The sequence below is a fragment of the Candidatus Spechtbacteria bacterium genome (assembly GCA_016188605.1).
Classification (GTDB): Bacteria; Patescibacteriota; Minisyncoccia; order Spechtbacterales; family JACPHP01; genus JACPHP01.
Genome location: JACPHP010000003.1, coordinates 65654 through 81405, shown reverse-complemented (window position 1 = coordinate 81405; position 15752 = coordinate 65654). Strand labels below are relative to the sequence as shown.

Here is a 15752-nt window from a genome sequence, read left to right as displayed (position 1 = left end):
CCTCCTTGGCACCATGACAGGAGGCACAACCAGCAATTACCAAATCAGCACCGGAATACTTACTTCGGCCACCACCACAACCAACGCCCAGCTTAACCTCGGAGGAGTGGTAACAACCGGAGGAACAACCAACTACGGAATTAACGTGGGAGCTTTGAGTGGAACAGGAACCACGAATTACGGGATAGGCATCGCCGCAAGCACCGCCATCGGCACAACTAACTATGGTGTCAACATTGGCGCAATCTCCGGCGCAGCCAGTGGCAATAACTATGGAATTTATGTAAACGCGGTTACGGGAGCAAATACAAATAATCCTGCTAACAACTTTGCTATTTACACCGCGGGTGGCAGAGTAGAGTTTACGTGTAATGGAGCGGGTCTTACGGGAAATCCCGCGGTATGTTCTGACTACGCGGAAGTTTATCCGACCAACGACACCACGCTTGAGGCAGGTGATATTGTCGCGCTTGATGTAACAGATCCGGGGCGAGTTACGAAGTCATCGGCAGCAAATCAAAAGGAAGTTGTCGGTATTTACTCAACATCTCCAGGTATGCTGATTAGTCCAGATGGAATTATTGCAGCCGGGGCTAGCACATTGCCAGCAGGCCAAGTTCCCGTTGCCTTAACGGGTCGCGTGCCAGTAAAAGTTTCTACGGAAAATGGCGTTATAGCAATTGGCGACTATCTTACTTCTTCGTCAGTGCCAGGCGTTGCCATGCGTGCGACTATAGATGGCCAGACGATCGGCACAGCGCTTGAACCATATACAAATACCGCAACGGTTGATAAAATTATGATTTTTGTAAATCTTGGCTATCAAAAGCTTAATGCAAATACAGTTGTCGCGCAAAATAGCATCATTGACTTCCAGCCAAATAGCAGCGATACCACATCTACTAGTTTTGCCGCGGGCGTGGACGCTAACGGCAACCTTCGTTTCTCGCCTTCAAGTCTTTCAAACAGCAACGGTTTGACTATTAGTAAAACCGGCACACTTGCCATCGGCACAACTCCTTTGGATTCCCGTCCGCTCGTAATCGCGCAGGGTTTGGGCAGTGCTATCTCCGACGGTTGGGAAGTATACAGCAGGTCTGAATTTAAAAAGGATATTTCCTACTACACGGACGAGGACAACAAAACCGCTCTTGACCAAATTATGAATTCGCCGATCGCGACATACCGCTACAAGCAAGAAACACCGGATTCTAAAGTTCATCTTGGCTTGATAGTAGAATCTGCCCCAAAGTCTGTGGTAAACGCAATGGGCAATGGTATTAGCTTGTACAACCTCGCGACTCTTACGCTCGCTGGAGTAAAAGAACTTGCGGTTCAGCAAGAAAATTTGGAGGCGCGTGTTGCGGCTCTAGAGTTAAAGCTTGATGATGCCGGCCAGTTGGCGGCTAACTCAAATGGCGTGCCGCAGAACAGTGGAAGCCAGGATTACACAGGCCAGTGGGCAAGCGCCATCGCGCGCACGTTTGAAATTCTGCGCGTAAACATCTTTGCGCTGGGAGATGGCTATGATTTCGCGACAAATTCAATAATCTTGGCAGAGGATTCAAAGCTCGAAACAGAATCTCAAGACGGAGCAAATATGAAAGTAAAAACTTATACACTCCAAACAACTCGTGACCAAATCCTGATTTCTGGAACGTCAAAGACCGTTTCGTGCAGTGATTTACAGCAAATCTCAGCAAGCGAGTTTTCAGAGCGCGATATAAATACTATGTCTTTGGAAGAGGTTGATACATTGACCGCGCTCTTGAAGAACGCTAATCCAGAAGTGCGTAACGTGAAGCAATGGGCGGAGCAGGTTGCTGCAACTTGTGGCACTACGAAACAGGGCATGACCACGGATACCGCTGGCCTCATTGCATTTCATCCAACATTTACAGCGCTTATTACGAGTTTGAATAACGTAAAAGCAGGTTCGACAGGCTCACTGCAAGCGGATTATAAAGTTGTTATTACTCCGAACGAATTCGTATCAGGCGCCTTGTACGTAGACAGCCGTACCCCATACGGATTCGTGGTGCGCGATTCATCGCAAGCGAGTGGTATCGTAACAAATAAAGGCGTCTCCTTTGACTGGATAGTAATAGCGAAAGTTCAGCCGGATAGCACGCTGATAGAAAAATTAAATTCATTGAATATAGTATTGGATGCGGCCCCCGTGGAGGTTACAGAGGTTAAACCTCAACAAGATGGAGGTTTAACCTCAGGTGATACATCAACCTTAAGTTCCGAAGAGGTTTCTGAAGAGGTTAAACCTCAAGAAGACGGAGGTTTAACCTCAACGGGTACTACTACACAAAGCAGTGGAAGCCAGACTTCCACGGACAGCACCAGTGAAGTTAATCTTCAAGATGGCGGAAGTTTAATTTCTACAGAGATTTCATCAGAAGAAACTAGCGCCGTTGAGGTTAACCCTCAACAAGAAAACGGAGGCTTAACCTCAACAGATACAACTTCAACAGGTACAATAGACAGCGCGTCAACAGATACGTCAACAGATACACCGATAGAGAGCGCACCATCAGACGCAACCTTAACGGCCGATAGCACGCCAGCCGATGCAACACCGCCAGTGGCAAGTGATACGAATGAGGCGGGGGGTCAGACGAGTAACGCTATGCCGTGAGGAACGAGCTCGAGGTTTAATCTCAAGGATTGGATTTCAAGGATTCCCCGAGAAGTCAGAAAGTCAAAGTTTTATCACATCTTGCATTTGTCACTTGGTCAATGAATGTTGCTAAAGAGTTTGAAATATCGCGCAGTACCAAAAAAGCCGTTTTCCCTCAAAGAGAAGCGGTTTTTTGGTTGGTGAAACATGTGGATAAGTAGGTGGTTGCCACAAAGCAAGTCAGTGCTACTATTAAAATCCCTTAGACAAAAATTATAATTGTATTTTTAGTACGTCATTGCGAGGACGAAAGCCAACTGCTTGGCTTTCGTCCTCGCAATGATTGAATATTTTAGAAATTAAAATTTTTAAAGTTATGCCCAGCTATACACCACAATCAGCTCATAGTAATCTTGTACACGGCACTCCTGTGCCCGCGCCACGCACGCAAAAACATTGGAATATTGAAAAAGTAGCAAAGCGCGACGGGCGAATGGTGCCTTTTGAGCAGGAAAAAGTGGTGAACGCAATTTTTCGTGCCGCGCGGGCAGTCGGCGGTAACGACAAAAATGAAGCACAGCGTTTGAGCGATGTGGTATGCCGAAGAATCGAAGAGTCAGAAAAAAAATTCCCCACCGTTGAGGAAATTCAGGATATCGTAGAAAAAGTGTTAATTGACGAAGGCCATGCCACAACAGCGAAAGCATATATTTTGTATCGCGCAAAACGAGCGGAATTGCGCAGTGCTGCAAACGAAGCATCAAAGGGTGACGATAAAGAAAAAAGCGCTCTGCTGCACATGTTCGCTCACAAAAGCAAACTGGCATCGCTCCTTGGCTATGATCGCATTGAAGCATACAAAAATATCCTTTTCTATTTGAAAACAATGCAGAAAACCGGCAAGCTGGCTACGCATCCCGAGGGAAACTATCTTGGCAATAACGAGCTTGCTACAACAATCTACCAGAAAAAATATTATCTAAAAACATTGGAGGGTAATCGCCTAGAGAAGAGGCCGGAAGACGTTTTTGCGCGCCTCGCCGCTTTCATGGCATCGGTTGAGCCGGATGAAAAACGCCAGCAGGTGCACGCTGAAGATTTTTACAAGATTTTGTATGAGGGATATTTTATGCCAGGCGGCCGCGTACTGGCAGGCTCTGGCGACTTGTATCGCCTTAAAACGCTTGCCAATTGTTTTGTATCAGTGATTGAGGAAGACAACCTGGAGTCAATTTACAAAGCGGCTTATGAATGCGCGCGTACTTATTCATACGGCGGTGGAATTGGGGTTGATATCACTACCTTGCGTCCGGCAGGGTCCGTGGTGCATAACGCGGCTGATGAATCCACAGGCGCCGTGTCCTTTATGGAGTTGTATTCTCTTACGACTGGTTTAATCGGCCAGTCTGGGCGCCGCGGCGCTTTGATGTTGACGTTGGACATTAAGCATCCTGACAGTCCGCTGTTTGTGAAAGCAAAAAAGAATCCTAACTGGGTTACAAGGCAGATACTTGAACAGTGCAAGATGAGCGGCAAGTTCTCCGTCGATCAGATGACGGAAATTGAACGCCAGGTGCGAGAAAACACGCAGGTGCGCTCCGCTAATATCAGCTTAAAAATGAACGACGAGTTTATGCGCGCGGTAGAAGAGCAAAACGAGCACGGGGGCGAGGCAATTTTGGTTTATGAGAAAGATAAGTCAGTAAGTTCGCTTGGTATCTCGCAAGGAGGTGAGGTAAATTATTCCTACGGCATTCCGTCAAAGCCAATTGAGCGCTACACGCTTCGTGGCACATTCACCAGTATTTCCGAACTCAATGCTTTTTTGGCAGAGCAGGGTTGCGGTTCTTTGACGCATGATATTCTTGGTGATGCCGGCCGCCGCGATATGTTTGGCGATTATTTGGTAGCAAGTCCGCGCAGCGATAGTGATTTTGCGATAAAATACTCCGGTGATTTTATGCTGTATTTTAACTCCGCGCAAACGGGCGAGGTAAAGCGTTTGGTAAAAGCGCGCGAGTTGTGGAACGCGTTTGTGGAAGGGAATTACCGCACGGCAGAGCCGGGGCTGCTATTTTGGACGCGCATGTCAAGCATGTCGCCGTCCAACTACGCGGGCAGGCCTATCGCAAGCACAAATCCGTGCGTTACAGGCGACACGCTTGTTTCCACTGTGGACGGCCTTTTACCTATCAGCGAACTTGTAGGCAAACAACCATTACTGCTGTTGGACGGAGGTCGGGTCGGGGAGGCGGCGCGCGTATGGCAAACTGGAATTAAACCTACATATACTTTAACTACTCGCGAAGGGTTTGTTTTGAAGGCGACCGCAGATCATCGTATTCAAACACCAAGTGGGTGGAAGACACTGGCAGAATTACAGGAAGGCGAGAAGGTTGTCGTTGGTAAATTAGAAGGTATGTATGGAAGAAACGGGACTTACGAGGAAGGACTTACTCTTGGATGGCTTGCGGGTGATGGCCATTACAATGCAAAAAATGACGGTAGAAGCATACTATATTTTTATGGCGATGATAAGCAAGAATGCTTACCTGCTCTTCGCGAAGCAGTTACTTGTTCTACGGGACGAGAACTGACACCTATACATTCTGGGGCAAGTATAAACCTTCGTTCGCAGGGAATTACCAATCTTGCGGTTCGCTATGGAGTGTGCGAGGGGCGTTTTCCTGTGAATGTATTGCAAATGGGGAGAGAATGCCAGCGAGGATTTCTCCGCGCGCTTTTTACTGCCGACGGCTCTATCCAGGGTACGGCCAAGAAAGGATTTTCTGTGCGCCTTACGAGTGTGGATATTGATGCGCTACACAAAACACAACTTATGCTTTTAAGTTTTGGTATTTACAGTGTTATCTATCAGAATAGGAGACCAGCTATGACACGACCGCTTCCCGATGGCCATGGAGGCAGAAAGGAATATTTTTGCAAGGCACAACATGATTTGATGATAAGCAGCGCTAGTCTTTATGTGTATGCCAAAGAGATCGGATTTTTGTCAAAGCAAAAACAAGATCGCATAAATGCCAGCACTGCTTCTTTTGTGCGCGGACCTTATAAAGAACGATTTGAGGCTGCGATAGAAAGCATACAAGCAAGTGGAGAAGAGCCGGTTTATGATTTGACCGAGCCACAAACCCATTCTTTTGTCGCTAATGGAATTGTCGTTCATAATTGCGGCGAGATTCCATTGGAGGACGGCGGCGCTTGCAACTTGGGATCCATTAACTTGTCGCGATTTGTACGAAACCCATATGTAGAAGGTGCTTCAATTGATTGGGATGGCATGGCCAAAACCGCGGCCGTGGCAACTCGTTTTCTAGATAACGTAGTTACATGGAACGAAACATTAAATCCTTTAGAGAAACAGCGACGCGCGGCTAAGGAAACGAGGCGTCTCGGCATCGGCGTGATGGGAATTGCCGACATGTTAAACGAGCTTGGCATGGGTTACGACAGCGAAGAGGGCATCGCGGTAATTGAACGAGTGATGAGTTTTATTGCAAACGCGGTGTACCGCGCTTCAGCAGACATCGCGCAGGAAAAAGGGTCTTCTCCGATATTTGATTATGAAACATATTCTCGAGGCGAGTTTTTCCAAAAGAGTTTGAACGAGGAAACGCGCGAAATAGTGAGGCAAAAAGGCCTGCGCAATATTGCCCTGCTTTCCATAGCGCCCACCGGCAGCATTTCCAATATCGTGTTGAGCTATCAGTTTGGCGCGAAGAATTTTATTGGCGTTAGCTCTGGCGTGGAGCCAATATTTTCTTTGTACTATACGCGCCGGTCGGAGAGTTTTCACAATCAAATGTTTAAGGTATTCCATTCTACCGTATCTGCGTATATTGAGCAGAATAACTTGCAAGATCGGGTTGAGCATGCGGGAGATATGGACGAGCTCAAGCGTATTTTGCCAACGCATTTTTTCCGCACTGCTCATTTCATCGCGCCAGACAAGCGCGTGGAAATTCAGGGTGTGTGCCAGCAGTATATAGACCATAGCATTTCTTCTACCGTGAACTTGCCTGAAGACATTGAGCCTGAAGTTATTTCCAATATTTATCTAGACGCGTGGCGCACGGGATTAAAAGGAATTACTATCTATCGTGAAGGATCTCGTTTTGCGATTTTAAGCACTGTTGGAGAAAAATCCGCGATTGAGGAATACAAGAATAATGTTTACAAGTGGGATGGCAAAGAAGTGAAAGGTGATGATGTGATTGTTTTGCCTAGTGGGCGATTGACGACCGTATTTCATGCTTTGCATTATGGCTGGATGAAAGCAGATGAAGTTAAAAATTTACATATCGTAGAGGGGGCAGAAAAGATGGATGTTACGCCGCGGGAAAAAGTTGAACAGCTAGTAGTGACGGCCGCTGTATCTACCGCGGCCGTACTAGAGAATGAGATAAGGATCGCGGAAAGCGTCGCGGAAGAGGAAGAACAAGATGCCATTATGGATAGCACGGTGCCTGACATGGAGGCGCAGATTCAATTTACTCCAACGGGGTTAACGTTTGCAAAAAACGAGCCAGACGTACGCGAGCAAGTAGAGGCAAAGCCGCACGCATCCTTGATTTCGGCGCAGATGCAGCTTTACACTTGCCCAGCCTGCCAAGAGCAGACACTTAAAATGGACAATGGCTGTAACGCCTGTATAAACGAGTCCTGCGGGTACGGGCAGTGCGAGGTGTGACTGGGAATAGCGAATATAGAATTGTGAATCGTGAATACCAACGCCTGTCACTTCGAGTATAGCGAGAAATGGCAGGCGTTTTTGAGTGCATTATTCACTATTCATGATTCATTATTCAGTGTATTGTAGTTAGGTATGTCCTTATCTATCGGCATCGTTGGCTTGCCCAACGTCGGAAAATCAACACTTTTTAAGGCGCTGACAAAAAAAGAAGTGGATATTGCTAATTATCCATTTTGCACCATCGACCCCAACGTTGGTGTGGTTGAGGTGCCCGATGAGCGCTTGCAAAAGCTGTCTGATTTGTCGCATTCCAAAAAGATTGTGCCGGCCGTGGTTGAGTTTGTGGACATTGCGGGCTTGGTGCGCGGGGCAAATAAAGGCGAGGGCCTCGGCAATCAGTTTCTATCGCGCATCCGCGACGTTGATGCAATCTTATACATGGTGCGCTTGTTTGAGGATTCGGAAATTCATCATGTGGAAGAAACAATTGACCCATTGCGCGATGTGGATATTGTGCAAACAGAACTCATTTTGAAAGATTTAGAAACGGTAGAGAAAAGATTAGAGCGAGCGCGCCCCGTTAGAGGCAATGCCTCTAACGGGGCGCGCAAAGATGCAAAAAGCGGATCAAAAGAAATTCAGATTGAAGTAGCGTTGTTGGAGGAGCTTGCCTCGGCTCTTGGCGACGGCAAAGGCGCGTTGACGATTTTGAAAGGGCACGAGGACAGCGCGGATTTTACGGCAAAAAGCGAATTACTCAAATCGTATCAATTGCTGACTGCAAAGCCTGGAATGTTTGTGTTAAACATTAAAGACGCGCAGATTATAATTCTCGAGAATGTAAAACAATATATTGCGAATACAGGATTCCCGTACGTGGCGCTAAACGCGCGAGAAGAACTTGAGGGCGCGGGATTTACGGCTAGTGAGCGTAAGGAACTCGGTCTCGGTGAGGCGCATCTCGGCGAGCTAATAGTTAAAGCATACGAGGTGCTTAACTTGATAACCTTTCTTACTACTGGTGAAGATGAGTCCCGTGCTTGGACGATAAAACGGGGCACAAAGGCCCCGCAAGCGGCAGGAGTTATTCACACTGATTTTGATAAAAATTTTATTCGCGCGGAGGTTATTGGCTGGCAAGAGCTATTGGAAATAGGGGGTTGGAGTGAAGCGCGCATGCAAGGTAAATTAAGGCTTGAGGGAAAAGATTACGTGGTGCAGGACGGAGATGTGATGGTGATACGGCACGGATAACTAGTAAATTTCTAATTCCTAATTGACCTAATTTCTAATCAAATCACAGTGCCAAATGAACAATCAAGGCCTAAAATACTAATGACCAAAATTACCCTCAATATACTAGCATGTCATCTCGAAGTCGCCGTAGCGACGAGAGATCTCTTACATGGACTCCTATACACTAAAGATCATTTATTAATATCTTCCCATAAATCCCGCCAATTGAGATTTTGTTCTTTTATTAGAGCTAACTTTTTCTCTCTCCTGTAATCTTTGATTTGTTTTTCTCTACTTATTGCTACTTCTACGTCATTGTACTCCTCAAAAAATAGCAATTTGCCTATATTGTATTTTTTAGTAAAGCCATCAATTAGTTTCTCTTTATGTTCGTATATTCTTCTAATGAGATTATTCGTAACTCCTGTATAGAAAACCGTATGATTTTTGTTGCTGATAATGTAAACATAGTAGGACTTTACCATATTGAATGCAGGGATCTCTCCGCCCCACCACTGCGGGGCGTTCGAGATGACAAAGCTTCCTTATCACTGTCATCTCGAAGTCATAGCAATGACGAGAGATCTCTCCGAGCTGTTGCTCGTTCGAGATGACAAACAAAAGTCTTAAGCTTAAGACTTTATTCGTCATTGGGATTTGATTAGAAATTAGTAATTAGGTCAATTAGTAATTCTATTTTCTTTTCTCTTCCAACCTCGCCTTCAGCATCTTTTCTTTCCCTTGTCGTAAAACTTTGAATGCTAATTCCTCGCCTATCTCATGCTCCTGAAGCGCGTCTTGCACGCTATAGTCAATTGTGATTTTTTTGTCGTTTATTTCAAGTATGATATCAAATTCTTTTAAACCGGCTTTATCCGCGCTTGAGTTTTTTATTACCGCTTCTTCACCAAGCGTTTCTCGGACAATGAGCGCGCCGTAGCTAACCGGTAATTTGTTTTGCTTCTGGATTTGTTCGTCGAGAATTATGTAGCGCACGCCAAAGAAGGGCATGCGGATGCGGCCATATTGCTTAACTTCTTCAATATCTTTTTTGGCGCTATCAATTGGAATAGCAAAGCCGATGTTTTGCGCGCCGAATACCACGGCGGTGTTGATACCAATAACCTTGCCGTCGATATCAACAAGTGGTCCGCCGGAATTACCTGGATTAATTGCCGCGTCTGTCTGAATTAACCCGCGCAATCGTTCGGCATGGCGATGCATGCCGCTGTCGGCGGTAATGAAACGGCTTAATCCCGATACAATGCCGGAGCTGACGGTATTTGTGAACTCGCCAAGCGCGTATCCCACAGCTACAACCATTTGGCCGAGCTGAAGATTAGAAGAACTGCCAAGCTCAATAAAGGGCACGTCTTTTTTATCAACTTTGGCGATTGCAATATCGTGTATTGGGTCGCGCGCCAATATCTTTACCTGCATTTTTTCGTCTTTTTGATGGTCTAGGATTGCAGTATAGTTTGCTTCAGGATCTGCCACAACATGGCTGTTAGTGAGAATAAGTCCATTTTCGGATACAAAGAATCCTGATCCACCGCCGATTTTTACATTTTCCTTTCTCCCCTTGCTTAATTTCGGCACTATGTACCGCCTGCCCCGAAAAGGCATTGTGTAAAAGCCTTCAATTTGCGGCACGTCCTTTGAGATGACGATACTAATGACTGCCGGGCAAACTTTTTTCGCAATTTGAATGATTGGTGAATTTTCCATATACTCATTATATCATAGTATAATTAAGTTGGACAAAATGGGTTATCGCATCTCAAGTGTGTCGAAGCCTGGCTTCAACACACTTGATCATTATTATTTATGGAAGACAAAATGCAAACAAAGAATATTCCAACAATAATTGTCATTTTCGGCATCACAGGCGACCTTGTGAAAAAGAAGATTATGCCTGCTCTCTTCAGCTTGTTTATAAACAACCAACTCCCGACCACGTTTAAAATAGTCGGATTCTCGCGCCAAGATATTTCTCCAAAAGATTTTGAGAAATATCTTTTTGAAACATCTGCTCAATACAAAGATGCCAATATAAAAACACGCAAGGCATTCTGCAAACTCTTTTCTTATCATTCGGGTGTTTTTGAGAATCTAGCCGATTTTGAAGACCTAGAGAACCATTTGCGTAAAATAGACGATGATTGGGGGATCTGCGCAAATAAGCTGTTCTATCTGGCAGTCCCACCCAATCTCTATGAGGCCATATTCAAAAATCTCGCGGCTTCGGAATTGACAAAACCATGCAGTCCGGAGGAAGGATGGACGCGCATTCTGGTGGAAAAACCGTTCGGCAAAAATCTGGAAACATCAGAACAATTGGAAGAACTTTTGAGTTCTCTTTTCAAAGAAGTTCAAATTTATCGCACTGATCATTATCTTGCCAAAGAAATGTTGCAGAACATTCTGGCATTCCGTTTTTCAAATAATCTGTTTGAAACAAACTGGGGGCGTCAAAATATCGAAAGGGTTCATATTCGTTTGATGGAAAAAATCGGCGTGGAGGATAGGGGGAATTTTTATGACAGCGTGGGGGCGCTTCAAGATGTGGGTCAGAACCATCTTTTACAGATGTTGGCATTGGTAACCATGGAGCATCCCAGGGAATTTAGTGTAGACGCTATCAGAAAAAATCGCGCAGATATTTTAAAAACATTAGTACTGCCAACCGAAGAAGATGTCCGTACTTCTGCTTTTCGAGCGCAATATGCGGGTTATCGCGACATTGCTGGTGTGGCGCCAGATTCTCAAACAGAAACGTATTTTAAGATCCGCGCGTTTTTATCTCATCCAAAATGGAAAGGCGTGCCATTTATTTTGGAAAGCGGCAAGCGATTGCAAGATCAGCGTAAGGATATTGAAATTACATTGCGCCATCCAAATCCTTGCCTTTGCCCCAAGAAAGAGCAGCATTATAAAAATAAATTGACTATAGGCATTGAGCCAATAGAGGGCGTGACAATTCATTTCGGGTCAAAAAAGGAGGGTTTTGACATGGAGTTGGAGGAAAGAACGCTGGACTTTCGTTTTAGAGACGCGGAGAAAAGAACCCAATACATTGAGGAATATAAAAAATTGCTGCTTGATGGCATTGCCGGCGATCAAACTCTTTTTGTGTCTTCGGAAGAGGTGAGGGCAATGTGGAGATTCATTGATCCAATTATTATTGGTTGGCGAAAAAATTTGATGACTCTCGCGTATTATCAGCCAGATACCAGTTTCGTATTTGCGGATAGTTTTGTTGAATAATTCGTTTTTGATGCAACATAGCGTGACATATCTCATTATCAGCGAGCAATTACCGTAAAGATCATTGTAAGTTACATAAGATTGTTGTATTATAGTCCTCGCAACCAGCCGGTGTTTATATGAGCAAATAGCCTCCATAGTTCAACGGATAGAGCAATCCTATTCTAGGAATCGTTCTGCATTCATGATACAATTGAATAATGAAAGGTCTATCCAAGGATCAAATTGCAAAAATTGTTTCTTTGCGAGAGAGTGGACATAGTCTTCCGGAGATCAGAAGAATCACTAGCCATTCAAATGGTACAGTTTTCAAGTATATTCAAGGAGTCAGTATTAAGTCGGAGTTTTTTGAATATTGGGAGAATAGAAGAAAATCTAGTGTTTTTAGACAATTAAAGGCAATTCAAAAAGCAGATGATGATGTCAAGAATATTTTAGGTGAGATAAGTCAAAAAGAGAAGATTCTAGTTGCGGCAGCTCTATATTGGGCAGAAGGAGCAAAAAGGGATTCTAGTTTGATTAATAGTGACCCTGAATTATTAAAAGTTTTTATTGAATGTTTATATGAATTGGGGATTATGCGGAATAATCTAAGTATGTCACTTCGTATTTATGAGGACATCAACCAAGAAGAGGCGATAAAATTTTGGACAAATGTAACAAGGCTTTCAAAATCACAAATCACCTCCGTCGATGTTCTTAAGGGCAAGAAAACTGGTAAGCTTAAATACGGGATGTGTCGCGTAAGAATTATAAAGGGTAATCATATTCTCAAGCTATTTAATTCCTTAAGGCACGCATTAGTAGAAAGGATCACTAATGTTTAAGCCCCCATAGTTCAACGGATAGAACGAGGGACTCCTAAGCCCTAAATTGAGGTTCAATTCCCCATGGGGGCACAATTGTGAAGTACATCGTGTTATTAATATATGGGCCCATAGCTCATTTGGTAGAGCACTTCCATGGCATGGAAGGGGTGAGGGGTTCGAATCCCCTTGGGTCCACCAAATAAACAGTAAATAATTTAAGTGATTATGGGCGGTGTCGTAATTAAGAAATCAAAAATAAGCGGAAAGGGCATATTTGCTGATAGAGACTTTAAGAAGGGCGAAGTTGTTTTAGAATGGCATCCTAAAATTTTAACGAAATCAGAAGGAGATACATTACGTTCTGACGATAGGCATTACCTTTATCAAATGGGTAAAAAGTATCTCTTCATGCAATCTCCGGAGAGATACGTGAACCATTCTTGCGAGCCTAATACACGCGTAAAAAATTATAGCGACATTGCCATCAAAGATATTAAAAAAGGGGAAGAGATCACGTCTGATTATAGCAATGGACAGCCTATGGGCTTTAAGTGTAATTGCGGCAGTAATATTTGCAAGGGATTCATAGGCAAGTGAATCGCCGGGTAATTAATAATTAGCACTGAAGGCCATCCTATAAGCTTGTTTATCAATGCATCTCAAAAACATCATAAAAATTTTGTTATTTTTTCAGCCATTGCGGGATTTGCATTGTTTGCGCCTTCATCACGCGCGGCGACCGCGTCTCTTATCAATGATGGTGATACTATTCGTGTTGTCGGCGCTGCCGATGTTTATATTGTAAAAATTTTAGGTACTGCGCCAAACTAAGGGAATAGCTTGGCTAGAATATTCACCATCAATTAATATAAATAATGTGACCGTATATATTTGTCCAATGCATCCTGAAATACGTCAGGATTACGCCGGTATGTGCCCTGAATGTGGCATGCAGCTTTTTGCCGTGGAAGAACCCCTCGACAAGCTCGGGGCAAGAAAATCCCTTGAGGTTAAACCTCAAGGGAAGGTTCATGACCGTCACGCTGGCCACCCCGCTAGCAATGCAGGGCATGCTACGGGGCACGGCAAGACAGACAGTTTTCTAAAAAAGTTTTGGATTAGCCTCGCGCTTACTATTCCCGTCATTTTATACTCTGATGTTTTTCAACAATTTTCACCGATAAAACCGCCAATGTTTTTCGGGGTTGAATTTCTACCACTTATCTTTGGCTCCATAGTTTTTTTCTATGGCGGCTGGGTGTTCATTCGCAGTGCCGTACAGGAGATTCACGCGCGCATGCCAGGCATGATGACTTTGATTGCACTTGCTATTTCCTCGGCGTATTTTTACAGCGTATATTCAGTGCTAATTGGCAGCAGCCATACTCTTTTTTGGGAGCTGACCACACTTATCACTATCATGCTGCTTGGCCACTGGATTGAAATGCGCGCGGTGCAAGGCGCGCAGGGAGCGCTAAAAGAGCTTTCCAAACTTTTGCCAGATACGGCGGAGGTTGTGCGTGGTGGCAATACAACCACAATTCCTTTGTCCGAACTTCGTGAGAGCGATGTTGTAGTGGTGCGGCCGGGCGGAAGAATTCCGGCTGATGGAAGGGTTATTGATGGTTCCTCGCATGTTGATGAATCAATGATTACAGGTGAGTCCATGCCCGTGTCTAAAATTGTCGGCGCGCAAGTTATAGCAGGAACGATTAACGGCGATGGCGCGCTAAAGTTTAGCGTGGCAAGTGTTGGCGAACACACTTTTTTTGCCGGCGTGATGCGTCTCGTGCGGGAAGCGCAAGCGTCAAAATCGCGCTTGCAGATTCTTTCCGACAAGGCGGCGTATTATTTAACAATTGTCGCGATTGGCGCGGGAGGCGTGGCGTTTTTGGCATGGATTGTTCTTGCTGGCGATGTAAGCATGGCCTTTGAACGGTTGGTAGCGGTACTGGTGATTGCCTGTCCGCACGCGCTTGGGCTCGCGGTTCCGCTAGTTGCGTCCATTTCTACAACAATGGCGGCGCGCAATGGATTTTTAGTGCGCCAGCGTTTGGCGCTTGAGATGGCGCGTAATATCAATATTGTTTTATTTGATAAAACAGGAACACTGACAAAAGGCGAGTACGGAGTTACAAATATTTGGGCGGATTCGACCCCCTCGACCACTTCGACAGAGCCTGTCCCGAGCAATGTCGAGGGACTCGGGGCAGGCGAGCAAGTAAATGAGAAAAATGTTTTACAGCTCGCCGCGTCTGTTGATGCTCATTCCGAGCACTATATTTCTCGAGCATTAGTAAATAAAGCCAAGCAAGATAATCTTAGTTTCTTTGAGGTTAAAGATTTTTCGCGCGTTCCAGGTAGGGGCGTTAGCGGTATTATTGATGGTCGTAAGATTTTAGTCGGCGGCGCCGCGATTTTAGATGGGGCATCAGTTCCATCAAGTATGGAAAAAGAAATTGAACGGGAAAGTAAAAAGGGAAAAACGATTATTTATATTCTTCGCGACAATAATGTTATAGGCGCGTTCGCGCTTGCCGATCTTATTCGCGATGAGTCGCGCGAAGCAATTGCTTCTCTAAGGCAAATGGGGGTGAAGGTCGGCATGCTCACAGGAGATTCGGAGGATGTAGCGAGTTGGGTGGCGCATGACCTTGGCATTGATGAATATTTCGCGAGAGTACTGCCGCAAGATAAGGCAGCAAAAGTAAAGATACTGCAAGCTAAAAATGTTAAAGTGGCGATGGTGGGCGATGGCATCAATGACGCGCCAGCTTTAGTACAGGCTGATTTGGGTGTAGCGATTGGAGCTGGCACAAATGTAGCCATTGAATCTGCTGGCATAATTCTTGTAAAGAATGATCCGCGCGACATTGCAAAAATTATCACGCTTTCGCGTCTGACGTATAGCAAGATGGTGCAAAATCTTTTTTGGGCGGCGGGGTATAACGTAGTAGCGCTTCCTCTTGCCGCGGGTATTCTCGCGCCTTGGGGAATAGTATTGCAGCCGGCGGTTGCCGCGGTGCTAATGTCATTAAGTACTGTGATTGTAGCGTTCAACGCGATGTTGTTGAGGAGGAATACATTGTAGTATCGC

10 protein-coding genes and 2 tRNA genes are annotated in these 15752 nt (G+C 45.1%); 10 read left to right on the top strand and 2 right to left on the bottom strand.

The window, feature by feature from the left end:
* The 3 genes from HYV65_00780 to ychF form a co-directional block, all read left to right on the top strand.
* On the top strand, positions 1-2647 hold a 2647-nt coding region (locus HYV65_00780; GenBank protein ID MBI2462756.1), incomplete at its 5' end, for a hypothetical protein.
* Between the two features lie 358 nt (positions 2648-3005).
* Entirely contained in the window at positions 3006-7340 is a 4335-nt protein-coding gene (locus HYV65_00775; GenBank protein ID MBI2462755.1) for a hypothetical protein, read from the top strand.
* Between the two features lie 135 nt (positions 7341-7475).
* Positions 7476-8597, top strand: a complete 1122-nt coding sequence (ychF, locus tag HYV65_00770) for a redox-regulated ATPase YchF (protein MBI2462754.1) — start codon at positions 7476-7478, stop codon at positions 8595-8597.
* A gap of 173 nt (positions 8598-8770) precedes the next feature.
* Here the strand turns inward: ychF and HYV65_00765 are convergent, their stop codons facing one another.
* Both HYV65_00765 and HYV65_00760 read right to left on the bottom strand, forming a co-directional pair.
* Positions 8771-9064, bottom strand: coding sequence for a GIY-YIG nuclease family protein (locus tag HYV65_00765; GenBank protein MBI2462753.1), 294 nt, complete (start codon positions 9062-9064; stop codon positions 8771-8773).
* A gap of 208 nt (positions 9065-9272) precedes the next feature.
* Positions 9273-10307 carry a trypsin-like peptidase domain-containing protein gene (locus tag HYV65_00760; protein MBI2462752.1) on the bottom strand — a complete coding sequence of 345 codons (1035 nt, stop codon included), beginning with the start codon at positions 10305-10307 and terminating at the stop codon, positions 9273-9275.
* Between the two features lie 99 nt (positions 10308-10406).
* Between HYV65_00760 and zwf the strand changes: the two genes are divergently transcribed.
* From zwf to HYV65_00725, 7 genes are all read left to right on the top strand, one after another.
* The gene (gene zwf / locus HYV65_00755; protein ID MBI2462751.1) at positions 10407-11846 is read left to right on the top strand and encodes a glucose-6-phosphate dehydrogenase; all 1440 of its coding nucleotides are present in this window, start codon (positions 10407-10409) and stop codon (positions 11844-11846) included.
* Positions 11847-12046: 200 nt separating this feature from the next.
* Positions 12047-12673 carry a hypothetical protein gene (locus HYV65_00750; protein MBI2462750.1) on the top strand — a complete coding sequence of 209 codons (627 nt, stop codon included), beginning with the start codon at positions 12047-12049 and terminating at the stop codon, positions 12671-12673.
* Positions 12674-12745: transfer RNA gene (locus HYV65_00745), tRNA-Arg, on the top strand.
* Positions 12746-12777: 32 nt separating this feature from the next.
* A tRNA-Ala gene (locus tag HYV65_00740) sits at positions 12778-12853 on the top strand.
* 27 nt (positions 12854-12880) lie between these two features.
* The gene (locus HYV65_00735) at positions 12881-13252 is read left to right on the top strand and encodes an SET domain-containing protein (protein MBI2462749.1); all 372 of its coding nucleotides are present in this window, start codon (positions 12881-12883) and stop codon (positions 13250-13252) included.
* 45 nt (positions 13253-13297) lie between these two features.
* Positions 13298-13486, top strand: a complete 189-nt coding sequence (locus HYV65_00730) for a hypothetical protein (GenBank protein ID MBI2462748.1) — start codon at positions 13298-13300, stop codon at positions 13484-13486.
* Positions 13487-13553: 67 nt separating this feature from the next.
* Entirely contained in the window at positions 13554-15746 is a 2193-nt protein-coding gene (locus HYV65_00725) for a heavy metal translocating P-type ATPase (protein ID MBI2462747.1), read from the top strand.
* Positions 15747-15752: the final 6 nt, after the last annotated feature.

Coding starts and splice junctions, on each gene's coding strand:
- HYV65_00775 (MBI2462755.1), top strand. CDS start 3,006: ATGCCCAGCTATACACCACAATCAGCTCATAGTAATCTTGTACACGGC.
- ychF (MBI2462754.1), top strand. CDS start 7,476: ATGTCCTTATCTATCGGCATCGTTGGCTTGCCCAACGTCGGAAAATCA.
- HYV65_00765 (MBI2462753.1), bottom strand. CDS start 9,064: ATGGTAAAGTCCTACTATGTTTACATTATCAGCAACAAAAATCATACG.
- HYV65_00760 (MBI2462752.1), bottom strand. CDS start 10,307: ATGGAAAATTCACCAATCATTCAAATTGCGAAAAAAGTTTGCCCGGCA.
- zwf (MBI2462751.1), top strand. CDS start 10,407: ATGGAAGACAAAATGCAAACAAAGAATATTCCAACAATAATTGTCATT.
- HYV65_00750 (MBI2462750.1), top strand. CDS start 12,047: ATGAAAGGTCTATCCAAGGATCAAATTGCAAAAATTGTTTCTTTGCGA.
- HYV65_00735 (MBI2462749.1), top strand. CDS start 12,881: ATGGGCGGTGTCGTAATTAAGAAATCAAAAATAAGCGGAAAGGGCATA.
- HYV65_00725 (MBI2462747.1), top strand. CDS start 13,554: ATGCATCCTGAAATACGTCAGGATTACGCCGGTATGTGCCCTGAATGT.